We start from the raw sequence: 20,233 nt of genomic DNA, 5'->3' as shown, positions 1-20,233 counted from the left end.
CCCTGGGCGCCGGACGAGAAGGCTCACGAGTTCGTGGCCATGGTCGCCGAGTCGCAGTGCTCGCCGTTAATCAGGACGGCGGTCGAGACCGCCTCAGTCGCGCGGGTCCGACGCGGCCGCCAGGCTCGTCCTCCCCGCCGCCTCGAGGAGTTCGTCCACGGCTCGCCGCAGGGCCTCGGTGATCGAGCTACCCGGCAGTCGCTCGACCACCGCACGCCCGACGCTCGTGTAGTACCAGAGCAGCTCGTCGCGGCTGGCGTTGAACGTCGACCAGAAGTCCTGCCCGTACCGGCGGACGTCGGCGGCGATGCAGAGCCCGTTGTGCGTCTTGTCGGCGGCGGTGACCAGCAGCGCGTCGAGCGGCTTGTCGGCCAGGCCGGCCACGTACGGGAGCTTCCGCTCGGCCCACGTCCCCCTGCGGTTACCGTCGGCATCGAGGCCGTCCGAGCACGCGCGCACGATCTCGGCGACGACGTCCCCGAACCGCGACCGGATCTCGGCGAGCACGGCACCTCCGGTACCGGCCGGCGCGTCTTCGACCGCGTCGTGCAGCAGTGCCGCGATCGCCTGGTCCTCGGACCCGCCGTGCTCCATGACCAGCGCGCTGACGCTCATCAGGTGGGTCATGTAAGGCACCTGCGAGCCCTTGCGCAGCTGCTTCCGGTGGTGCTGCGACGCGAACAGCAGCGCGTCGTCGAAGCGCTCGGTCAGCGGGCCGGAGCCCATCTCGCGGCGGCTCTCCAGTGACGTCGTCATCGGTCTCCTCAGCTGTCGATACGTACCTACGGGTCAGTGCGCCCGCTCGAGTCGTTCGAGCGCCGCGGTGAAGCTGGCGTTCCACAGCCCCAGGTGCTCCCACCGCTCGGCGACGTAGGCGGTCGCCTCCTCGACGGACATGCCCTCCTCGCGCACCAGCCAGCCGCGCAGCACCAGGCCGGTGCGCGAGGCGCCGCCGTGACAGTGCACGAGCAGCCGGTGCCCCTCGGCGTGCAGCGCGGCCATGTCGTCGAGGACGTCGGCGAGGACGGCGTCCAGGTCGTGGTTGTGGTCGTTGTCCGCGATGTAGGCCATCCGGTGCACGGTGTGCGGGAACGGCTCGCCCAGCCGGCACAGCGAGATGACCGCGAAGTCCTCCTCGCTGTACCGGGCGCCGTCCAGGTTGCCGGCCCAGATGCCCGGGATGACCTCGCGCGGGCCGATTTGCGGGATCGCGCCCGGGTCGTACGGCCGGCCGTCCTTGCCGTCGAGGGCCGCGGCCAGCTGCTGCAGGTCCGCCAGCCGCCAGACCTCCTCGCCATGGCCGGGCACGCGGCCGTGCACCACCGAGGCCCACCGCACCGGGATCCCGCCCATGCCGAACACCGCACCGGCCAGCCCGCCGGCGACCGCGGCGACCGTGTCGGTGTCCCCGCCCAGGTCGATGACCAGCCGCATCACCTCGGCGAAGTCGCGGCCGTGCCGCAGCGCCCACACCGCCTGGCCGAGTGTCGGCCACACCGCGCCGTTGGACTCGGTTGCGTCCGCGGGCGTCCAGTCCGGCGCCAGCACGGTCGCCCACCGGTCTCGGTGCTCGTCCGGCACCGCCATCAGGGCGAACGGGATGAACGCCAGCGGGTCATCGCCGTCGAGTGCGACCCGCACCAGTTCGTGGAAGATCGCGCAGCCTTCGCCGGCGGACGGGTCGCCGTGGGTGACCGCCGAGATCCGGCGGGCGGCGTCCATCGTCGCCTCGCGGCCCTCGCGTGCGAACCGGATGGCCGCCGGCGTCGTCCGCATCAGCGACCCGTTGCCGGCGGCGTGCCCCGACCGCGCGAAGTGCTCGGCGGCGGCGACGTCCCACGGCCGGCCCGAGCCGAGAACGGCACGGGTCTGGTTGCCAACGTCCGGCGGGTTGCCGCCGAGCCACGCACGGAAGCGGTCGAAGAGGTCGGCCTCGTCCAGGCCGCCGCGCTCGACGAGGGACGTCGCGACGAGCAACGCCATCTGCGTGTCGTCGGTGAACTCGCCCGGCTCCCAGCCGAGCGAGCCGCCGCCGCGCATCTCGGTGTGCGTGCCGCGGGCCGGCTGGGGGAATTGGGCGGTGAACTGACCCGACGGCCCGAACTCGAAGGGAGCACCGAGCGCGTCGCCGACGGCGGAGCCGACGAGCGCGCCGGCGACGCGGTGGGAGCGGTGCATGCGCGGTGACATCCGGACCTCCTCGTTAGCGCAACCCTGCGCCAACACCAGATTAGACGGGATCTGCGCTAATGTCCACCGCGTGTACCGCGACAGTTCGGGCAAGGCGCTCACCGACTACCCGCGGCCGTCGGTCGCCGTCGACACCGCCGTCCTGACCGTGCCGGACGACGACCCGCGGCTCTGCGTGCTCCTCGTCCGCCGGGCGGGGGAGTCGCGCGCAGAGGAGTGGGCGCTGCCCGGGACCTTCCTGCACGAGGGGGAGACGCTCGCGGTCGCGGTGCAGCGGTCGCTGGGGGAGAAGGCCGGCCTGACGCCGGACGTCGCGCCGCGCCAGCTGCACGTGTTCGACGAACCGGACCGTGACGACCGGGGCTGGGTGCTGTCGGTCGCGCACGTGGCCGCGCTGCCGTGGCGACAGGCCGAACCGGTGCTCGCCGCGCGGTCGGACGACGTGGTCGTGCGCCCGGTCGACGAGGTCCGTGGGCTGCTCTTCGACCACGACGAGATCGTGCGCCGCGCCGTGGCCGACATGCGGGCCGCCTACGCCGCGCGTCCGGACCCGGACGGGCTGCTGGAGGAGCCCTTCACGATCCGCGAGCTGCACCGCCTCCACGACGCCGTCGCAGGTGGCCTGCCCTTTTCCGCGGACACCTTCCGCCGGGCGATGCTGCCGATGCTCGACGAGACGCAACGGAGGTCGGAGGGAACCGTCGGCAAGCCGGCGCAGCTCTATCTCCGCCGTCGCGCGTCAACCCGCTCGGACCACTGAAGCGCGGGCCGCGCTCAGCGGTCTCGCGACTCCTGTCGGTGGTACCTGCCACGATCCGCGCCCGGCCGTCACGGGGACGGTTAGCGAGACGGGAGTGGCATGGCAGAACCGGTCGGCGTCCAGGCGGGGCGGGTCTGTCCCGGGTGTGGGCGGGAGGACTCGGTCCCCCTGCTGTGGGGCCTGCCTGATGTCGAGGACTTCCGGCTCGCCGAGCGTGGCCTGGTCGCACTCGGCGGCTGCCTCATGCCGGAGGGCCCCGGGGAGATACCCGTCCTCGCCTGTCGATCGTGCGGCCTCGACTGGGGTCGCGACGGGGATCCGACCACCGACGAGCAGGCGCTGGCGGAGCTGCTGGACGTGCGGTACGCCGATGTCGTCCGCGCGCTCGGCACGGGGTGGCGGCGGGAGGGCGCCGCGGATGACCTGGTCCAGTGGTTCGTCAGCGGCGAGCCGGCGCAGGTCGCGGTCGGCGTCGAGGGTCCGTGGTTCGTTCTCGCTCGTCCGCTGACCCGCTGGGGTGAGCCGACGGAGCTGCAGTCGGCCGACCGGCACCAGTTCAGCCGCGACGACCTCCTCTGGACGCCGGAGCTCGTCGCGGAGGCGGCGGAGGCCATCGCCGCGCGCCGACGCCGCTCGTTCCGCTGGTGCCGCTCGTGCCGCCGCGCCCACGCACCCGAGTGGTTCGTCGGCGCCGCAGGGACCTGCCGGCAGTGCGCCGCGCTGTTCGGCGACGGCGACGCGAGCGTCCTGGAGTGAGGGCTGCGCCGTCCCGTCGCGGTCCTCAGCGGAAGACTGGTTGCCGTGGCACCGATCGGCAGCCGATCGGTGCTGACGCAGGGTTGACCGGCGCGCCGCCGATCTCTTGGCGGTGCGGGGGCCTAGCTTGTCCGTAAGCCGCGCTTGAGACCGCATGTGTCCTCCTGGGGCGCGGCCCGTCCGGGGTCACCCCCGCGCGCGAAGGGCTCGGCCCTCGGGAGTCGCTAACCCGTCGAGTGCGCGGATCAGGGTGGCCCCGTCGACGTTTCTGCCTCGTCATGGCATGGGGCCCGGCTCTCGGCGGCGTCCTGGCCGGTGATTCATCGCGGGCGCCGAGTGTGCCGTGGGGTTCGTGGGACGGGTGCGGACGGCGTCGGCCGGAACTCCCGGGTTCCGCCCCGTCGCCGTGTCATGGTCGGCCGGACGCCGCACCCAGTCGGCCGCCTCGCGGCCGGGAACGCAGAGGAGTCGTCGTGACCGTCGCCGTCATCGACGTGGAGACCACCGGGCTGTCCCCGCGGACGGACCGGGTCGTGGAGGTCGGGGTCGTCCTCCTCGACGAGCGCGGCGAGGTCGAGGCGGAGTTTGAGACCCTCATCGACCCGGGCCGGGACGTCGGGCCGACCGGCGTGCACGGCATCCGCGCGTCGGACGTCGTCGAGGCCCCCACCTTCGCGGACCTGGCGCCTTACCTGCGTTCCCTGCTCGCCGGCCGAGTGGTGGTGGCCCACAACGCCCTGTTCGACCTGCGTTTCCTGGCCCGTGAGTTCGGGCGAGCCGGGCTGCCGGTCGACCTACCGCCGACACTGTGCACCATGCGGCTGGCGCCGCTGTTCTTCGGCCCGGGTACCCGCTCCCTCCAGGCGCTGTGCGACTTCGTCGACATCCCGCTCGGGCACGCGCACGCGGCACTGCACGATGCCCGCGCGACGGCGCAGCTGATGCTGCACATGCTGTCCTCCCACCTCGGGAACGGGTCGCTCGCCGGCGCCGGTGTACGTCTGCACTTCGCCGAGGACGGCAGCTACCGGGGCTTCGACGCTCTCGACGCGGGCTGGGCCGACCTCGTCGCCGCCGCGGCTGGAACGGCCGTAGACCCGTGCCCGCCGTGTCGCATGCTGCCTCGCGAGGCCGCGACCGCGGCCACCCGGCAGCGGGACGGCTACCTCAGCGGGCTGGTGGCCGCGCTCCCGGCGTTGGACGACGCTCCGCCCAGCATGGCGCCGTACCTCACCGTCCTCGACCAGGTGCTCGAGGACCGGCTGGTCAGCGTGACCGAGGCCGACCAACTCATGGCGGTCGCCGGCGAACTCGGCTGCGGTCCCGACCACGTCCTGACCGCCCACCGCCTCTACCTCGAGGCGTTGGCCACCGTGGCGTACGCCGACGGGGTGGTGACGGACGAGGAGCGTGCCGATCTCGACCGGGTCGCCGTGCTGCTGGGGCTTAGCGGCCGCGACGTCGACATGGCCCTCACTGTCGTGCGCAGCGGTGCCCAGGTGTCCCTGCCGCGTCAGGCATTGCTGCCGCCCGGGACGCGCATCGTCTTCACCGGCGCGATGAGCCGCACTCGCGACGAACTCGAAGAGGCTGCACGTGCCGGCGGGCTGGTGCCGATGTCGTCGGTCTCGAAGCAGACGGGCGTTCTCGTGTGCGCCGACCCGCACTCCAAGTCGGGCAAGGCCACCAAGGCCCGTGCCCTCGGCGTCCGGGTCATCAGTGAAACGGTGTTCTGGGAGGCGCTGTCTGGCGCGGGGGTCCGCGCATGACGGCGCGGGTCTTCCCCGACGCCCCGCAGGTCGCCGCGGCGTCCGAGGAGCTCTTCGTCCGGACGCTGCAGGAGCAGTTGCCCGACGACGCCGTCCTGTTTTGCAACCTGCGCTTCAGCGACCGCGCGGAGGACCGCGAGGCAGACGTGATCGTCGCCTGGCCCGGTGTCGGCGTCGCCGTCGTCGAGGTCAAGGGCGGCAGCGTGTCCCTGCAGCGTGGCGTGTGGCGCCAGGTCGGAGACGGCATCGACCACGAGATCCACCCGGTCGACCAGGCCACCGCCTGCAAGTACCTGCTGCGCGACTACCTCGCCGAGCACCCGCGCTGGACCGCCGGCCGGCCACGCCTGGCGCACCTCGTCGCGCTTCCGGCCACCACGCTGCCGGATGCCTTTGTTGCGCCAGGGCTCGCCCGGTGGATGGCCATCGACAAGACCGACGTGCCGCACGCGGCCGCGCGCATCCGCGCGGCGCTGGAGCAGGTGCGCGACGAGCCGGACCCGCCGGCCGCTGAGGACGTCGAGGACCTCGTCGACTGCCTCGCCGGGACCGCGATCCCGCAGCAGCACCTGGTGGCCTGGCTCGCGGAACGGGAAGCCGCCTGCGATCTGCTCACCAGGGACCAGGCCAAGGTGCTCGACCTCCTGTCCGGCCGCCACCGCGTGGAGATCACCGGTGGCGCCGGTTCCGGCAAGACCTGGCTGGCCGTGGAGAAGGCGCGCCGGCTCGCAGCGGAGGGCCAGCGCGTGGCGCTGATGTGCTACTCGCGCGGCCTCGCCGAGTTCCTGCGACGGCGGGTCGAGAAGCTGCCGAAACGGCAGCGACCGGACTACGTCGGCACCTTCCACTACCTGGGCATCGGCTGGGGCGTCCCCGCGGGCTCGGACGACGACAGTCGGTACTGGGAGGAGTTCCTGCCGGAGCGAATGGTGTCGCTGGCCGAGGCCCTGCCGGGATCCGAGCGCTTCGACGCGATCGTCGTCGACGAGGGACAGGACTTCGCCGAGAGCTGGTGGGACGCCGTCCTCGCGGCCCTGCGCGATCCCGAGAACGGGGCGCTGTACGTGTTCTCCGACGAGGGGCAGCGCATCTTCGCGCGGCAGGGACGTCCCACAGTCGCGCTGGAGTCGTTCCCGCTGTCCGAGAACCTGCGCAACACCAAGCAGATCGCCGGGACCTTCTCCAGCCTGGCGCCCGGCATGAGGGTACGGGGGCTGTCCGGCCTGCCGGTGCGCTTCGTGCCCTGTGCCTCGGAGCAGGCCGTCGAGGTGGCGGACGACGTCGCCGCGGCCTTGCTCGAGGACGAGGACTGGCCGCCGGAGTCAGTGGCCCTGTTGACCACGCACGCCCGGCACGCGGTACAGAAGGAGCGGCAGGCCGCCGGGCAGGACGCCTACTGGGCCACCTTCTGGGACGACGAGGACCTCTTCTACGGGCACGTCCTCGGCTTCAAGGGGCTGGAGCGGCCCGCCGTCGTCCTCGCGGTCAACGGCTTCCGCGACGCGGCCCGCGCCCGCGAGATGCTCTACGTCGGCCTCTCCCGGGCACGCGACCTGCTCGTCGTCTGCGGCGACCTGGAACTGATCCGCCGCGTCGGCGGTGAGGCCGTGGCCCGGCGGCTCACCAGCGGGGAGGTCGCGTGACCGAGGTCTGCCCGGGCACGCCGCCGCGACAGTCCAGCCGGCTGAGGCCGGCACTCGAGGAGAACACATGACCACCGCTGACATCGCCTTCGTGCGCTCGGACGACGCGGTAACCCGCCGGGAACGGCGACGGCAGTCCGACTACCGCGAACAGGTGCTCGGGCTGCCCGCCGGCACCGATCGGCTCGGACGGACCCTCGGCAACTACCTGCCCGACGAGCACTGGCGGCAGAACTTCCTCAGCGCCGAGGCTGCCGACTACGCCGACCTTCGAGCCGACCGCGTGCAGAAGGAAGGCGGTCAGCTGGAGAAGACCCGCCTGCGCACCAACATGCTCAGTTCGATGCCGCTGGTCTTCAGCGTCTTCGGCCACCTCCGGGCTCACCGGGAGGCTGCGGCCCGGGTGTTGAGCGATCTGCTGGACGTCGACATCGCCGAGCTGGTGCCGGTCGAGGTCGGTGTGCGGACCATCGACGGCATCGAGTGCGAGTGGGCGCCGGAGCGGCGCGAGCACCTCGACGACCGGTCCGCCTTCGACGCCGTCGTCTCGGCTCGGCTGGCAGACGGTCGCAGCCTGCTCGTGGCGGTCGAGACTAAGTACGTCGACAGCTTCAGCCGCGACCCGGAGAACGCTGACGCCGACAGGAAGTACGACCGCTTCTGCCGCGCGTTCGGCATGGCCGACGGCGCCTTCGACCGGCTCGGGAAGTACCCGACGCGGCAGCTGCTGCGCAACGTGCTGCTGACCGAGAGCGTCCGTCGGGGCGGGACGACGGGCACCCCGCTCTTCGACGAGGCGGTGACCGTCGTCCTGGCCCGCGACGACGACTCGTCGGCACGAACAGCGGTCGAGAAGCTGGACGCCGAGCGCGGGTTGATGCCGGCGACGGTTCGCTTCCTCGGCCACGGGGACCTGGCGGCGGCCGCCGACCGCATTCCGGGGCTGGCGCAGTGGAGTCGGGACCTTCGTCGGCGCTACGTCGGCGGCTGACACCGCAGCCGAACGCAGTTCACCGGCACGCGCATGTTCATCCGGGTTCAAGAGCGGTGGTGCCCTGCACCATCCGTCGTGCTGCGCCGCTGCTGGTACTGGTGGGGCCAGTGAGGCGTCTGAGGCTCCTGGCAGTCGCGGGTTCGGCGCGTAGGGCCGGGCTGTCCGCTCCCTCGCGGCACAGTCCGGTTTCCCCGGATGCAAGGAGTGCTGTGTCTCGGTACCGCGACGAGAACGTCGACAACTACCTCGGCGTCGAGGGCGACGTCCATTCCCACGGCACCGGTTTGAACTGGCTGGAGGGAAACCGGCTTCAGCAGTTGCTCGATCTGCTGGAGGGGCAGAGCACCGATTCGGCGCAGACCTGCCTTGCCATGCTGGATGTCCTCGCTGAGCAGAAGCGCCTGCACCACGTCGAGCTGGCCAGTCGCGTCGGCTGTACTCCGGCGCAGCTGCAGAGCCGCAACGGCAAGATGACCCAGCTGGTCCGGCGTGAGTTCACCGGACACCGGTGGCCCATTGGATGGCATCGCGGTGAGGCCAGCGCCGGGGAGGTCCCTGGTGCCTACATCTACGAGATGCACCACGAGGTCTGCGCGGCGTGGATGGAACTGCGGCCACTCACCGCCAGGGCAGCCACCTTGCGGTGAGCACCGCTCCCCACTGAGGGCCTCTCGCCGATCCCGGCGGGAGGCCCTCAGTCGTCCTCGAGGCCCCGCGGTTCGGTTCTCGCCCCATGGGGTGAGGAGCCGTGTCGTCGGTCAGCCGCCCCCGGTAACAAGAACGAGAGGACTACGAGCCGTACGGGTTCCGTAGATCCCATCGGACAACGCGCACGGGCTGGACCCGTGCATCGGGGGAGACATGTTCCGGGAACCGCTGCGTCGCGATCCGCTCGTCGTCGGCTGGGCGCTGTTGATGCTGCTCGGCGCCTTCGTGGCGTTGAGCAACAACACCGAGTGGAGCGGACACCTGCAGGCCGACCGTGTCGCCGGGTTCCTGAAGGACCTCGCCGAGATCTTCCTGTGGTCCTTCTTCGTCCTCCTGCTCCTCGCGTGGCTGCGAGCACGGGCTTGGCGGATGACCGGTGGTCCATCCCGTTCCGCCGGCAGAACAGCGGGCGGGGGACCGGCGCGGAACGCCTCACCCGACCTCCCGTGGACCGACCGCTGGATCCGGGACTGGCGTGAGGCCGACGCGCAGCAGCGGACGGCTGCGTCGGTCGAGTCCCCGGACGGTCCGGCATCGGTCACCTGCCGGCACGGCGTCGTCGTCGACACCGAGACGCGGGAAGAGCGGGCACCGGTCCTGCGGGCCCTGTCGGTCAGCCACACCATCGTGCGCCCCGGTTCGAGCGTGAGCGTCACGTGGTGCTTCGAGCGCGCCGGCGACGTCGTCGTCGACGGACGCAGCGGGTACCCGGCCTGCGGCGAGGCGCTGGTCCGGATCGACGCGAGCCGTCGGATCGAACTCGTCGGGCGCAACCGGCACGGCACGACGCCGGTGGCGACGGCGGCGGTCGTGGCCATGACGGTGCCGCAGCTGGATCTGCCGACGCTGTCTGCCCCGCCACCCGTCGCCCTGCGGACCGACGTCGCGGCGACGGTCGGTGCGGCTACGCCCATCAGTCAGCGGCTCGACGCCTTCTGGGCGACCCAGGAATGCCTGCGTCCCCGTCTGGGCGCTCCAACCGGACTCGTCGGCGTGCCCGCTCCCGTGATCGACCGTCTGCGGCGGATCCGCCGGACCGAACGTGAGGGCACGAAGTGACCGCGCGCCTGCCCCAGGGGGCGCGCTCCTCACTCGTTGCAGCACGTCGACGGCTCAACCGACAGGCGATCGCCGAGCAGCTGCTCACCGTCGCCGGAGCGAATCGCGACGTCCTGCGGGAGGCCCCCAAGGAGCGCACCAAGCAGGTCGCCATGGGTGCCGTGCTGGTGTCCACCGCTGCGATCGCGGTCGTGTCGGCGACCTACGCACTGCATCTCGCGCTGCACCTCTGGTGGCCGTTCGCATTCGTCGGCGGCCTCGCCTGGGGCCTGGTCATCCTGAACCTGGACCGCTGGCTCGTCGTCTCGTCCCCGCGGCTGAAGACCAAGGTCGGCACACTCGCGATGGCGCTGCCGCGCGTGCTCCTCGCGATCCTCATCGGCGCGGTGGTGTCGACGCCGCTGACGCTCGCCGTGTTCAGCGCGGAGATCAACACCGAGGTGCGGCAGATGGCGGCCGAGGACGAAGACCTCTTCAACGAGCAGCTGGCGGCAGACAGCCGCTACAAGGAGCTCCCGGAGAAGAAGAAAGAGATCGAATCGCTGGAGGTCTCCGTCGCGGAGGGCATCACCCCGGCGGACGTCGCACAGGACCCGGCCGTCGCCGACCTGCAGCGCCGGCTCGACGAGGTCACCGCGCAGTACGACGCGGCCGTCGCGGCCCTGCTGTGCGAGGCCGACGGCACCTGTGGCACCGGGGACGCAGGCATGGGCCCGGCGACCGCGGCGCGGATGGCCGACCGCGACCGGCTCGAAGGAGAGCGGGACGCACTCACGCGACAGCTGGAGATCACCAAGGCGCAGGTGGAGGGTCAGCTCACTGCGGAGGAGGGGCAGAAGGCGGCTGATGAGCAGGAGCGGCTGGAGAAGCTGAGGGCGGAGGTCGCGGCCACCGAGCGGCAGCGAGCGGAGGAGATCGCCGCACACCGGGAGTCCGTCGGCAACAGCGACGGCATCCTGGCGCGACTGACCGCGCTGGAGCGGATGGGGGAGGACGACCCGGCGGCCGCGAGCGCGCACTGGCTGCTCTTCGCCTTCATGACCGCACTGGAGTGCCTGCCCATCATCTTCAAGACGATGCTCGCGCTGGCCCCGCCCTCGCTGTACGAGCGGCTTGTCGCCCTGGAGGAGGAGAAGGCCGAGGCGAGGGTGCGCCTGCGCATGCAGACGGAGTACGAGGAGGCGGAGACGCTGGCGCGCTCCGCGCTGGCTGCCGCCGAGGCACGAGCGGCCCGGACGCTGGAGGCCGAGTCACGGGCGACGGGGATGGTGCTCGACGCCCAGCTCGCGGTGACCCATGACGGCGTGCGGCGCTGGCGGGACGAGCAGCTGGGACGCGTTCCCGGAGCGGCCTCGGCCACGGAGGTACGCAGCGGATCCGTGTTCGCGGAGGACTTCGGCGCCGGTTACCTGGTTGACGACCTCGACTCCGAGGACCCACGGGACAACCGACTGGCCGGTTCATCGCCGGCGTCCGTGTGAGCCGTTCCGTGGTCGGGCGCGAGCCCACCGGGAAGTCGCGGGACGGGCGTTCACCTGGCGACGTGGGATCGACGCGCTGAGTCGACTCGTCGAGGTGGCGACCGGCTCGGCCAGCTGCAGTGCGCGGCGGTGTTCGGCGACGGCGACGCGAGCGCCCTGGAGTGAGGGCTGCGCGCCGTCCCGCCGCTCCACGTACCAGGCGCAGCGAAGCGTGCCGATACAGAGGAGGCACCACCCCGCTGACCCAGGAGATCTGCCGTGCCCAGGTCCACCGCGGCCCCGGCCCGCTCCGGGTCGAGCAGGCGCGCCCGCACGACGAGCCCCCGCACGACCAAGCGGACGCCGCCGAGGCGGACGCCGCCGAAGCGGACCCCGGCGAGGGGGAGCCGCCGCGCGAAGTCCCGGCGGGGTCTCCGGGCGGTCCTGCTCGTCGTGCTGGTGGCGATCGGCGTCGTCGCCTGGCCAGCCCTGCGGCAGCAGCTGTCCGCGGTGCCGTTCCTCGACTCGATCGTCTCCGCGCTCCCGTCGTCGTCCGCGCCCGCCTGGCCGCTGACCGGCGTCCCGGTCGACGTGGTGCCCGATCGGCCGGCGCTCGCGGTGAAGATCGAGAACTCCGTCGACGCACGCCCGCAGACCGGGCTGGACGCCGCGGACGTGGTCTGGGAGCAGGTGGTCGAGGGCGGCATCACCCGGTTCGTCGCCGTCTACCACTCCACCCTCCCGCCCGAGGTCGGCCCGGTGCGCTCGATCCGGCCGATGGACCCCGCGATCGCCGCGCCGCTGGGCGGACTGCTCGCGTTCTCCGGGGGCGTGCAGTCCTACGTCAGCGCGGCCCAGGACGCGGGCCTGCAGGTCCTCAGCCAGGACACGGGCGCCGGCGGCTTCTCCCGGACGTCGACCCGCACCGCGCCGCACAACGTCTACGCGGTGCCGCAGACCCTCGTCGACCAGGCCGACGCCGCGCATCGCGCCGCACCCGGCAACCAGTTCGAGCACGCCACGGACGACCCGCCCACCGCCGTCGCCGCCGGGCAGCCGGCCGCCGGTCTGGACCTCACGCTGTCCGGGATCAGTTCCCCGCGGTGGACGTGGAACGCGGCGGACGGCCGATGGCTGCGCAGCGAGGGGAGCACCCCGGCCGTCGAGGCGGACGGGCGGCGGATCGGCGCCACCAACGTCGTCGTGCTCCGCGTGGACGTCGTCGCGACCGAGGCCCGGGATCCGGCGGGCAACCCCGTCCCGGAGACCATCCTGACCGGCACCGGCCGCGCCGTCGTCGCCTCCGGCGGGCACACGGTCGAGGCCACCTGGTCCAAGCCGGGGACCGGGGACCCGGTGAGCCTCACCGGAGCGGACGGCGACCCGGTGCAGCTCGCGCCCGGGAACACCTGGATCGAGTTGATCCCCAACCGCGGAGGCGCGGTCGCCGCGGTGTGACCACGACGACCCAGCCCGTCAGTGGACGGTTCCCCGCCCGCGGGGGTCGCTCTGCGCTACTCAGCGGTCCCGTGCCGGCGATGAGTTCCCCGGGCCCCGGCGGTCTGACCGTCGTCGAACGCGCGAGGAGGAGCCACGTGGAGCAGTTGCTGCGAGTCCAGAACTTCACCGTCTCGAGGGACGGGTTCGGCGCGGGTGAGAACCAGAGCCTGGAGCGACCGTTCGGCCACGCCGATCCCCGCGCCCTGATGGCCTGGGCCGGCGCCACCGCGAGCTGGCCCAACCGCACCGAGCCCGGGGGGAGCCGTGGTCTCGACGACTACTTCACGCGGGACTTCACCCACAACATCGGCGCCGAGATCATGGGCCGCAACAAGTTCAGTCCCCACCGCGGTCCGTGGCAGGACCTCGAGTGGCAGGGCTGGTGGGGCGACCAGCCCCCCTTCCACACCCCCGTGTTCGTGATGACCCACCACGAGCGCCCATCGTTCACGCTCTCCGACACCACGTTCCACTTCGTCGACGCCGACCCCGCCACGGTCCTCCGCCGGGCACGGGAGGCGGCCCAGGGCAGGGACGTCCGGCTCGGGGGCGGGGCCACCACCATCCGGGAGTTCCTCCACGCCGACCTCGTGGACACCCTGCACGTGGCGGTCGCGCCGGTGGAGCTCGGCTCCGGGGTGCGGCTGTGGAAGTCACCCGAGGAGCTGCTCGACCGCTTCCACCTCGACGTCGTGCCGAGCCCGAGCGGCGTGACGCACCACCTGTTCTGGCGGAAGTGACAGGACGCGTCCCGCGGGTGACGGCCGCCCACACGCCGACGGCCGTGGGACCGGCTCCTTGGATCTCGTCGGAGTCCGCGCACCCGGCCGCGCCGGGACGACCAGCGCCCCGGCCCCGCGGACAGCGGGACCGGGGCGCACCAGGACACCTCAGGGACGGCGGCTCATCCAGCCCGCCGCGGCGATGCCGAGGCCGAACACGATGGTGCCCGGGATGATCCCCCAGCCCTCGACGGGCAGGGCGCCGGCGAGCACGCCGCCCACCGGCAGGGCGAGCAGCGACACCGCCACCGGAGCCGGGAGCAGCCGACTGCGCAGCGCGCCGACGGCGATCAGCAGCGGGCCGAGCAGCGTGGCGGTGCCGGCCAGCGCGGAGAACCACAGGGTCGCCTCCTCGATCGCGGCGAAGCCGTCGTGCATCGCCGGCGCGACGTAGGCCTCCGTGTAGCCACCGATCGGCATCAGCACCAGGCCGACCCACAGCACCGACAGGCCGATCGTGGCGACCCGGGACCGGCTCAACCGTGCGGCCAGCGCGCCGGCCCCCGCGGCGATCAGCAGGGCGCCGGCGCTGAAGACGACGTGCGCGGCCACCCAGGTCGCCGCGTGGTGGGCCGCCTCGTTGTGCTCCATCGGGTGCAGCGCGTTGCCGACGGCGAACAGCACGCCCCCGGCGGTGACGGCCAGCCCGCGCAGCGCGAGCGACGGGCGGTGGTCGGGGACGGCGGCGGTCGGGGAGACGGCGGCGGGCAGGGCGGTGGCGGTCATGGCACGTCCTCACGGTGAGTCGGAGTCCGGGGAACCCGGTCGGCGAGAACCGTGACCGGCCGCGCTTGCCGCGCCCTTGCAGTCGCGGCTGCAAGGAACCGGCAAGCGGGCCGCGCGAAGGTCCGCGGCGACGGCCCACCGACCCGAAGGAGAACCGCGATGACCCGCTCCGGCCCCGCCCGCGTCCACCCCCGCACCGACGGCGACCCCGTGCCCGACGTCCTGGGCATGCGGCTGGCGCACCGCGCGATGCTCCGCGACGCCCGACGGCTCACCGACCTCGCCCAGCGGCTCGCCGCCGAGCCGACGACCGACGGGAAGCGCGCCGACGCCGTCGCCCGCTACGTCCGCGACTTCGCCGACTCGGTGCACCACCACCACAGCGTCGAGGACGAGGTCCTCTGGCCGGTGCTCGCCGCCTCGGCCGGTCCGCACGTCGACCTCACGGAGCTCTCCGACGACCACGCCGCCCTCGACCCCGCGCTGCACCGGCTGCGGGCGGCCGCCGACACCTTCCGCGCCCGCCCCGGCGAGGACACCGCCACCGCCCTGGCCGTCGAGCTCGCCGAGCTGCGCGACACCCTCACCGAGCACATCGGCGACGAGGAGGCCGCCGTCTTCCCGGTGCTCCAGCGCTACGTGTCGGTCGCCGACTGGGCCGCGGTCGAGGCCCGCATCCGCAAGCGGGCGCGGCTGTCGTTCGAGGCCCCCCGGGCGCTCGCCGTCGCCACAGACGCCGAGCGTGCCGCGATCGAGGCCGACGGCGGCCTGGCCCTCAAGGTCGTCCTCACCCTCGTCGTCCCGCCCTTCCGCCGCCGCGAGCGCGCCGTCTTCGGAGTCTGATCAGACGCCGACCGCGGCCAGCTGTGCGGCCAGATCCGCACGCACCCGCTCGGCACCGCGCCGGGCGGTGGCCGCGGCGGCGGCGTCCCCGAGGGCGTCGGCGACCGCGGCCAGCCCGTCGTCCACCGGGCCGACGACGAGCGTGCCGGAGTCCAGTCCGCCGATCCGCCCGGCCCAGGGCAGCAACTCGTCGCGGACCTGCCGCGCCACCGCGAGGTCACCGAGCCGCGCGGCGGCGTGCGCCCGCAGCGTCGTGGTGGCCAGCCAGTAGTAGTCGCGGCTGATCGGCCGGCGCACGGCCCAGGCCGCGCGGGCGTCGTCCACCCGCCCGGCGTCGAGCAGCCCGAGGACGACGGCGTCGGTGAGCGCCCCGGGCATGGCCGCGTGCAGCCACTGCAGCTCCGGCACGACGGGGGTGAGGTCGCCGCGGGCGAAGCCGGCCGCGAACCGGCCGATCAACGCCATCAGCCCCCCGTTGGTCGCGCCGGTCTCCACCAGGTGCGCGGCCACCTGCTCGTAGCGCGCCTGCCCCTCGTCGTACCGGCCGGCCAGCACGAGCAGCGCGCCGGAGAAGACCTGCAGCGCGCCCAGCACGTGGCCCAGCTGGCCGGCGTCGGCCAGCGCGACGGCGGTGTCGACGTGCCGGCGGGCCGCCGCGAGGTCCGTGCGCGCCGCGGCGGCGAGGAACAGCAGCCAGTGCGCCACCGCCTGGTGGTCGGTCAGCCCGGCGGCGGCCGCCACCGCCCGCAGCTCCTCGGCCAGCGGCTCCCGGGCCTCGGCCAGGTCCGGGCCCAGCGCGGCGAAGGCCCGCACGTTGAGCGCGGCGCACAGCAGCCGGGCGGCGTCCGGGCCGGTGGCGGCGCGGGCCAGCTCCAGCGCCTGCGCGCTGGCGGCGGCGGTCCGCTCGTCGTCGACGCCCTCCACCTCCCGCACCAGCGCCACCAGCAGCCGGCAGCGCACGTCGCCGGGCAGCTCCTCCCCGGCCGGCGTCTCCAGCAGCTCCAGCAGCGGGCCGAGCAGCTCGGGGTCCTGCGCGCCGTCGTCGCGGACCGTCCACACCAGCGGCGCATCCCAGGCCGCCAGCGCCGCGACCAGCTGGTCGTCGCGGCCCAGCCGGCGGGCGATGCGGACGGCGTCCCGCTGCTGGGCGCGGGCGGTCACCGCGTCGCCGGCGCGAGCGTGCGCGGGGATCGACGGCAGCAGGACGGCCAGCTCGTCGGCCGACCCGCGCCGGCCGGCCAGCTCCAGCAGCCGCAGCGCCGAGGCCCACTGCCGCGCCTCCTCAGCCGCCGCACCCAGCCGGCCGGCCTCCCGTGCCGCCGCGGCCACGTACGGGACGGCGTCGGCGGCGGTGCGCGGCCCGGCGGAGGCGACCGCGTGGTGGGCGAGCGTGGCGGCGTCCACCCCGACGGTCTCCCGGAGGACGTCCAGCGCGGCGGCGTGCAGCCGCCCGCGGCGCAGGAGCGGGGTGTCCTCGTAGAGCACGTCGCGCACCAGGGCGTGGGTGAACCGCACCCGACCCGGCGCCGGCTCGTCGAGCAGGCCGGCCAGCACCGCGGTCTCCAGCGCGTCGAGCAGCTCGTCCACCTCCCGCCCGGCCACGGCCGCCAGCACGTCCACGTCGGCCTCCCGGCCCAGCACCGCCGCCTGGCGGAGCGCGGTCACCGCCGGACCGGGCAGCCGCTGCACGCGGCGGCGCAGCACGTCGCGCAGCCCGGCCGGCACCCCGGTTCGCGCCGCGCCCCGGCCCTCCGCCGCCAGCAGCCGGGCCAGCTCGCGGACGTACAGCGGGTTGCCGTCGGTGCGCTCGAGCAGCAACCGCAGTTCCGCGGGCCCGACGTCCTCGAGCCCGGACTGCCGGGCCAGGACGGCGACGCCGTCGGCGTCCAGGCCGCGCAGCTCCAGGTGCCGCGCCCCGGCCGAGGCCAGCGCCGCGCGGGTGGCCGACAGCGCCTCGCCGGCCTCGGTGTCGCGGTAGGTCGCCAGCACCAGCAGCCGCTCGCCGGCGAGGGAGTCGACGACCTGGCGCAGCAGCTGCAGGGTCAGCTCGTCGGCGCGGTGGACGTCGTCGAGCACGACCACGAGCGGCTGCTCCCGGACAGCGGCCCTCAACCGGTCGGCGACCGCGCGGGCCAGCCAGAAGGCCGTGCCCTCCTCCAGCGGGGCGGCGCCGAGCGCGCGGGTGATCTCCGTCCAGGGCCAGGCCGGGGGAGCGCCGTCGACCTCGGGACAGCGGCCCTCGGTCACCCGCCAGCCGCCCTCGCGCAACCGCGCCGCGGCGGCCTCCACCAGCGTGGTCTTGCCCGCCCCGGCCTCGCCGGCGATCCAGACCATCCGCGCGCCCTGGGCGGCCAGGTCGAGCAGCAGCCGCAGCTCGCCGGCCCGGGCCGGCGACGGGGGAGCGGGCGCCGGCGGCGGCGGAGCGGGCGCGGGTGCCGCCGGCAGCGCGACGGGCGGGGCGGGCAGGTCCAGTGCCGGCTCCTGCGCGAGCACGGCGGCCTCCAGCTCGCGCAGGCCGCGGCCGGGGTCGATCCCGAGCTCCTCGGCCAGGTGCTCGCGGGCGCGGCGCAGCACGGTGAGGGCGTCGCCCTGCCGGCCGCTGCGGTAGAGCGCGAGGGCGAGCAGCCGCACGGCCTCCTCCCGAGCGGGGTGGTCGTGCAGGTGGCGCTCCAGTTCCGGGACGACGGAGGCGGCGCGCCCGAGCGCCAGGTCGGCCTCGGCGCGCAGCTCCACGCCGACCAGCCGCAGCTCCTCCAGCCGGGCCACCTCCGGCGCGGCCCACGCGGCGTCGGCCGACTCGGCGTATGCAGGGCCGGACCAGCAGCCCAGCGCCTCCTGCAGCAGCTCCCGGCGGGCGGTGGCGTCCGGCGTGGCGTGCGCCCGGGCGACCAGGTCCTCGAACCACCAGGCGTCCACGGCCTCGCGGGGGAGGTGCAGCCGGTAGCCGGGTGTCGCGCTGACGATCACCGTGGCGCCGGTCCGCCGTCCGGAGGCCGGCTCCAGGGCCCGCCGCAGCCGGGAGACGTGCACCTGCAGGGAGGCCAGCGCCTTGGGCGGCGGCTCGCCCTCCCACAGGTCCTCCACCAGCCGGTCGGCGGAGACCACCTGCCCGCCGGCGAGCACCAGCCGGGCGAGGACCGACCGCTGCCGCGGCCCGCCCAGGACAGCGAGGTGCCCGGCGACGGTGGCCCCCACCGGACCGAGCACGGACACCGCGATCGGCGGGACCTCGGGCAGGGCAGCATCCATGGCGGGCAGAACCTAACCGGTGCCGGGCCTCCCGAGGGTCGCGCCTGTCCGGCAGGTGACCTTCGAACCTGGTCCCGTGCCGTGCCCGTTCCTACGGTGACGGGGCATGGCGAGCGCTCCGTTGCTGGTCGCGGTCGACGACGACCCCGCCCTGCTGGCCGACGTCGAACGCGAGCTGCGCAACCGGTACGCGTCGGACTACCGCGTCTGCTGCCTGCACTCGTCGGATGAGGCCCGCCGCACGCTGGACGAGCTCGCCGCGGCCGGCGAGGAGGTCGCCCTGGTGCTCGCCGGGGAGACACTCGCAGGCACACCGGGCACCGAGTTCCTGGCCGACGTCCCGGGGCTGTTCCCGCACGCCCAGCGCGGGCTGCTCCTCCCGTGGGCCCGTGTCGGCGACCCGGCCACCGGCGACGCCGTGTTCGAGGCGATCGCCCGCGGCCGCATCGACCAGTGGGTGATGCGCCCGGCGGCGCCGCCCGACGAGCAGTTCCACCAGGCCGTGTCGAGCTTCCTGCTCGCGTGGGCCGAGGCGCGCCGCCGAGCGCCGCACACGATCGACGTCGTCGGCGAGACCTGGTCCGGCCGGGCCTACGAGCTGCGCGACGTCCTCGGCCGCTGCGCGATGCCGCACCGGTTCTGCCTGGCCGGCTCCGAGGAGGGCCGTGCCATCCTCGCCGACGCCGGGCTGGACAAGCGGCTGCCGCTGCTCGTCATGCCCGACGGGCGCGTCATGGAGGACCCCACCGACATGGACATCGCCCGGTCGGCGGGGGAGACGATCGATCCCGCGGGGGACCGGTACGACCTCGTGATCGTCGGCTGCGGCCCGGCCGGCCTGTCCGCCGCGGTCTACGGCGCCTCCGAGGGGCTGCGCACCGTCGTCATCGACTCCGGCAGCATCGGCGGGCAGGCCACGGCGAGCTCGTCGATCCGCAACTACCTCGGCTTCCCGCGGGGCCTCAGCGGTGCCGACCTCGCCCGCCGCGCCTACCAGCAGGCCTGGGTCTTCGGCGCCCGCTTCGCCTTCATGCAGACGGTCACGGACCTCGCCCGGGAGGACGACGGCGTCGTCCTGACCCTCAACACCGGCGGCGTCGTGGTGGCCCGCGCGGTCGTGCTCGCGACGGGTGCGAACTACCGCCGCCTGGGCGTCGAGCCGCTCGAGGAGCTGCGCGGCGCCGGCGTCTATTACGGCGCCGCGGCCTCCGAGGCGCCGCTGGTCGCGGGGGAGGAGGTCTACATCGTCGGCGGCGCGAACTCCGCCGGGCAGGCCGCGCTCCACCTGGCCCACTACGCCAAGCGCGTCACCCTCGTCGTCCGGGCCGCGAGCCTCGCCGCCGGGATGTCGCACTACCTCGTCCGCCAGGTCGAGGAGACGCCGAACATCGAGGTCCGGACGTCGACCGAGGTCGTCGACGGCGGTGGCGACGGCCGCCTGGAGCACCTGGTGCTGCGTGACCGCGGGACCGGTGAGCGGGAGACGGTGCCCGCCTACGCGCTGTTCCTGATGATCGGCGCGCGGCCGCACACCGAGTGGCTGCCACCGGCGGTCGCCCGCGACGACGCCGGTTTCGTCCTCACCGGGCCCGACCTGAGCGACGACGCCGTCCGGGCGCTGGGACGCCGGCCGATGCCGCTGGAGACCTGCGTGCCCGGGGTGCTCGCGGCCGGCGACGTCCGGCACGGGTCGGTCAAGCGCGTGGCCTCCGCGGTCGGCGAGGGCTCGATCGCCATCCAGTTCGTGCACCGCCTGCTCGCCGTCTGAGCAGCACCGGAACGCGTGGTATCAGC

At 74.1% G+C, this 20,233-nt stretch carries 16 protein-coding genes; 12 read left to right on the top strand and 4 right to left on the bottom strand.

Going from position 1 to position 20,233, the window contains the following annotated elements:
• Positions 1 to 93 precede the first annotated feature (93 nt).
• Complete coding sequence (locus ACI78Q_RS13850) at positions 94 to 756, bottom strand: HD domain-containing protein (protein ID WP_456923971.1); 663 nt, start codon at positions 754 to 756, stop codon at positions 94 to 96.
• Between the two features lie 33 nt (positions 757 to 789).
• The gene (locus tag ACI78Q_RS13845; RefSeq protein WP_456923970.1) at positions 790 to 2,190 is read right to left on the bottom strand and encodes an ADP-ribosylglycohydrolase family protein; all 1,401 of its coding nucleotides are present in this window, start codon (positions 2,188 to 2,190) and stop codon (positions 790 to 792) included.
• Between the two features lie 70 nt (positions 2,191 to 2,260).
• Here ACI78Q_RS13845 and ACI78Q_RS13840 point away from each other — a divergent pair, with 70 nt between their 5' ends.
• The 10 genes from ACI78Q_RS13840 (at position 2,261) to ACI78Q_RS13795 (ending at position 13,579) form a co-directional block, all read left to right on the top strand.
• Positions 2,261 to 2,950 (top strand): NUDIX domain-containing protein, encoded by a 690-nt coding sequence (locus ACI78Q_RS13840; protein WP_456923969.1) that lies wholly within the window; start codon positions 2,261 to 2,263, stop codon positions 2,948 to 2,950.
• 99 nt (positions 2,951 to 3,049) lie between these two features.
• The gene (locus ACI78Q_RS13835) at positions 3,050 to 3,706 is read left to right on the top strand and encodes a hypothetical protein (protein WP_456923968.1); all 657 of its coding nucleotides are present in this window, start codon (positions 3,050 to 3,052) and stop codon (positions 3,704 to 3,706) included.
• Between the two features lie 473 nt (positions 3,707 to 4,179).
• A complete protein-coding gene (locus tag ACI78Q_RS13830) occupies positions 4,180 to 5,475 on the top strand; it encodes an exonuclease domain-containing protein (protein WP_456923967.1) in 1,296 nt (431 codons plus the stop codon).
• Positions 5,472 to 7,118 (top strand): NERD domain-containing protein, encoded by a 1,647-nt coding sequence (locus ACI78Q_RS13825; RefSeq protein ID WP_456923966.1) that lies wholly within the window; start codon positions 5,472 to 5,474, stop codon positions 7,116 to 7,118. Before ACI78Q_RS13830 ends, ACI78Q_RS13825 begins: the two co-directional genes overlap by 4 nt.
• A 67-nt stretch (positions 7,119 to 7,185) precedes the next feature.
• Positions 7,186 to 8,109 (top strand): PGN_0703 family putative restriction endonuclease, encoded by a 924-nt coding sequence (locus tag ACI78Q_RS13820; protein ID WP_456923965.1) that lies wholly within the window; start codon positions 7,186 to 7,188, stop codon positions 8,107 to 8,109.
• A gap of 212 nt (positions 8,110 to 8,321) precedes the next feature.
• Positions 8,322 to 8,759 carry a hypothetical protein gene (locus tag ACI78Q_RS13815; RefSeq protein WP_456923964.1) on the top strand — a complete coding sequence of 146 codons (438 nt, stop codon included), beginning with the start codon at positions 8,322 to 8,324 and terminating at the stop codon, positions 8,757 to 8,759.
• 214 nt (positions 8,760 to 8,973) lie between these two features.
• Entirely contained in the window at positions 8,974 to 9,879 is a 906-nt protein-coding gene (locus tag ACI78Q_RS13810) for a hypothetical protein (RefSeq protein WP_456923963.1), read from the top strand.
• Positions 9,876 to 11,360, top strand: a complete 1,485-nt coding sequence (locus ACI78Q_RS13805) for a DUF4407 domain-containing protein (protein WP_456923962.1) — start codon at positions 9,876 to 9,878, stop codon at positions 11,358 to 11,360. The genes ACI78Q_RS13810 and ACI78Q_RS13805 overlap by 4 nt, the downstream gene beginning before the upstream one ends.
• 258 nt (positions 11,361 to 11,618) lie before the next feature.
• Complete coding sequence (locus tag ACI78Q_RS13800; protein WP_456923961.1) at positions 11,619 to 12,797, top strand: DUF3048 domain-containing protein; 1,179 nt, start codon at positions 11,619 to 11,621, stop codon at positions 12,795 to 12,797.
• A gap of 137 nt (positions 12,798 to 12,934) precedes the next feature.
• Positions 12,935 to 13,579: a dihydrofolate reductase family protein gene (locus tag ACI78Q_RS13795; RefSeq protein ID WP_456923960.1), complete on the top strand. Its 645-nt coding sequence runs from the start codon at positions 12,935 to 12,937 to the stop codon at positions 13,577 to 13,579.
• A gap of 150 nt (positions 13,580 to 13,729) precedes the next feature.
• Here ACI78Q_RS13795 and ACI78Q_RS13790 read toward each other — a convergent pair whose 3' ends face one another.
• Complete coding sequence (locus ACI78Q_RS13790; protein ID WP_456923959.1) at positions 13,730 to 14,347, bottom strand: hypothetical protein; 618 nt, start codon at positions 14,345 to 14,347, stop codon at positions 13,730 to 13,732.
• Between the two features lie 159 nt (positions 14,348 to 14,506).
• On the opposite strand from ACI78Q_RS13790, the gene ACI78Q_RS13785 reads away from it, so the two are divergent.
• Positions 14,507 to 15,190, top strand: a complete 684-nt coding sequence (locus ACI78Q_RS13785; RefSeq protein ID WP_456923958.1) for a hemerythrin domain-containing protein — start codon at positions 14,507 to 14,509, stop codon at positions 15,188 to 15,190.
• On the opposite strand, the gene ACI78Q_RS13780 is transcribed toward ACI78Q_RS13785, so the two are convergent.
• Complete coding sequence (locus ACI78Q_RS13780) at positions 15,191 to 18,439, bottom strand: BTAD domain-containing putative transcriptional regulator (protein ID WP_456923957.1); 3,249 nt, start codon at positions 18,437 to 18,439, stop codon at positions 15,191 to 15,193.
• Positions 18,440 to 18,545: 106 nt separating this feature from the next.
• Here ACI78Q_RS13780 and ACI78Q_RS13775 point away from each other — a divergent pair, with 106 nt between their 5' ends.
• Positions 18,546 to 20,207, top strand: a complete 1,662-nt coding sequence (locus ACI78Q_RS13775) for an FAD-dependent oxidoreductase (protein WP_456923956.1) — start codon at positions 18,546 to 18,548, stop codon at positions 20,205 to 20,207.
• The last annotated feature ends 26 nt before the right edge of the window (positions 20,208 to 20,233 follow it).

It is taken from the genome of Geodermatophilus sp. SYSU D00705, assembly GCF_054050135.1.
Note: the sequence above shows the minus strand (reverse complement) of the source record. Positions and strands in the feature narration are given on the sequence as shown.

Excerpts from the sequence above, each read along its gene's own strand:
- ACI78Q_RS13850 (WP_456923971.1), bottom strand. The coding sequence starts at position 756 with ATGACGACGTCACTGGAGAGCCGCCGCGAGATGGGCTCCGGCCCGCTG.
- ACI78Q_RS13845 (WP_456923970.1), bottom strand. The coding sequence starts at position 2,190 with ATGTCACCGCGCATGCACCGCTCCCACCGCGTCGCCGGCGCGCTCGTC.
- ACI78Q_RS13835 (WP_456923968.1), top strand. The coding sequence starts at position 3,050 with ATGGCAGAACCGGTCGGCGTCCAGGCGGGGCGGGTCTGTCCCGGGTGT.
- ACI78Q_RS13825 (WP_456923966.1), top strand. The coding sequence starts at position 5,472 with ATGACGGCGCGGGTCTTCCCCGACGCCCCGCAGGTCGCCGCGGCGTCC.
- ACI78Q_RS13820 (WP_456923965.1), top strand. The coding sequence starts at position 7,186 with ATGACCACCGCTGACATCGCCTTCGTGCGCTCGGACGACGCGGTAACC.
- ACI78Q_RS13810 (WP_456923963.1), top strand. The coding sequence starts at position 8,974 with ATGTTCCGGGAACCGCTGCGTCGCGATCCGCTCGTCGTCGGCTGGGCG.
- ACI78Q_RS13790 (WP_456923959.1), bottom strand. The coding sequence starts at position 14,347 with ATGACCGCCACCGCCCTGCCCGCCGCCGTCTCCCCGACCGCCGCCGTC.
- ACI78Q_RS13785 (WP_456923958.1), top strand. The coding sequence starts at position 14,507 with ATGACCCGCTCCGGCCCCGCCCGCGTCCACCCCCGCACCGACGGCGAC.
- ACI78Q_RS13780 (WP_456923957.1), bottom strand. The coding sequence starts at position 18,439 with ATGGATGCTGCCCTGCCCGAGGTCCCGCCGATCGCGGTGTCCGTGCTC.
- ACI78Q_RS13775 (WP_456923956.1), top strand. The coding sequence starts at position 18,546 with ATGGCGAGCGCTCCGTTGCTGGTCGCGGTCGACGACGACCCCGCCCTG.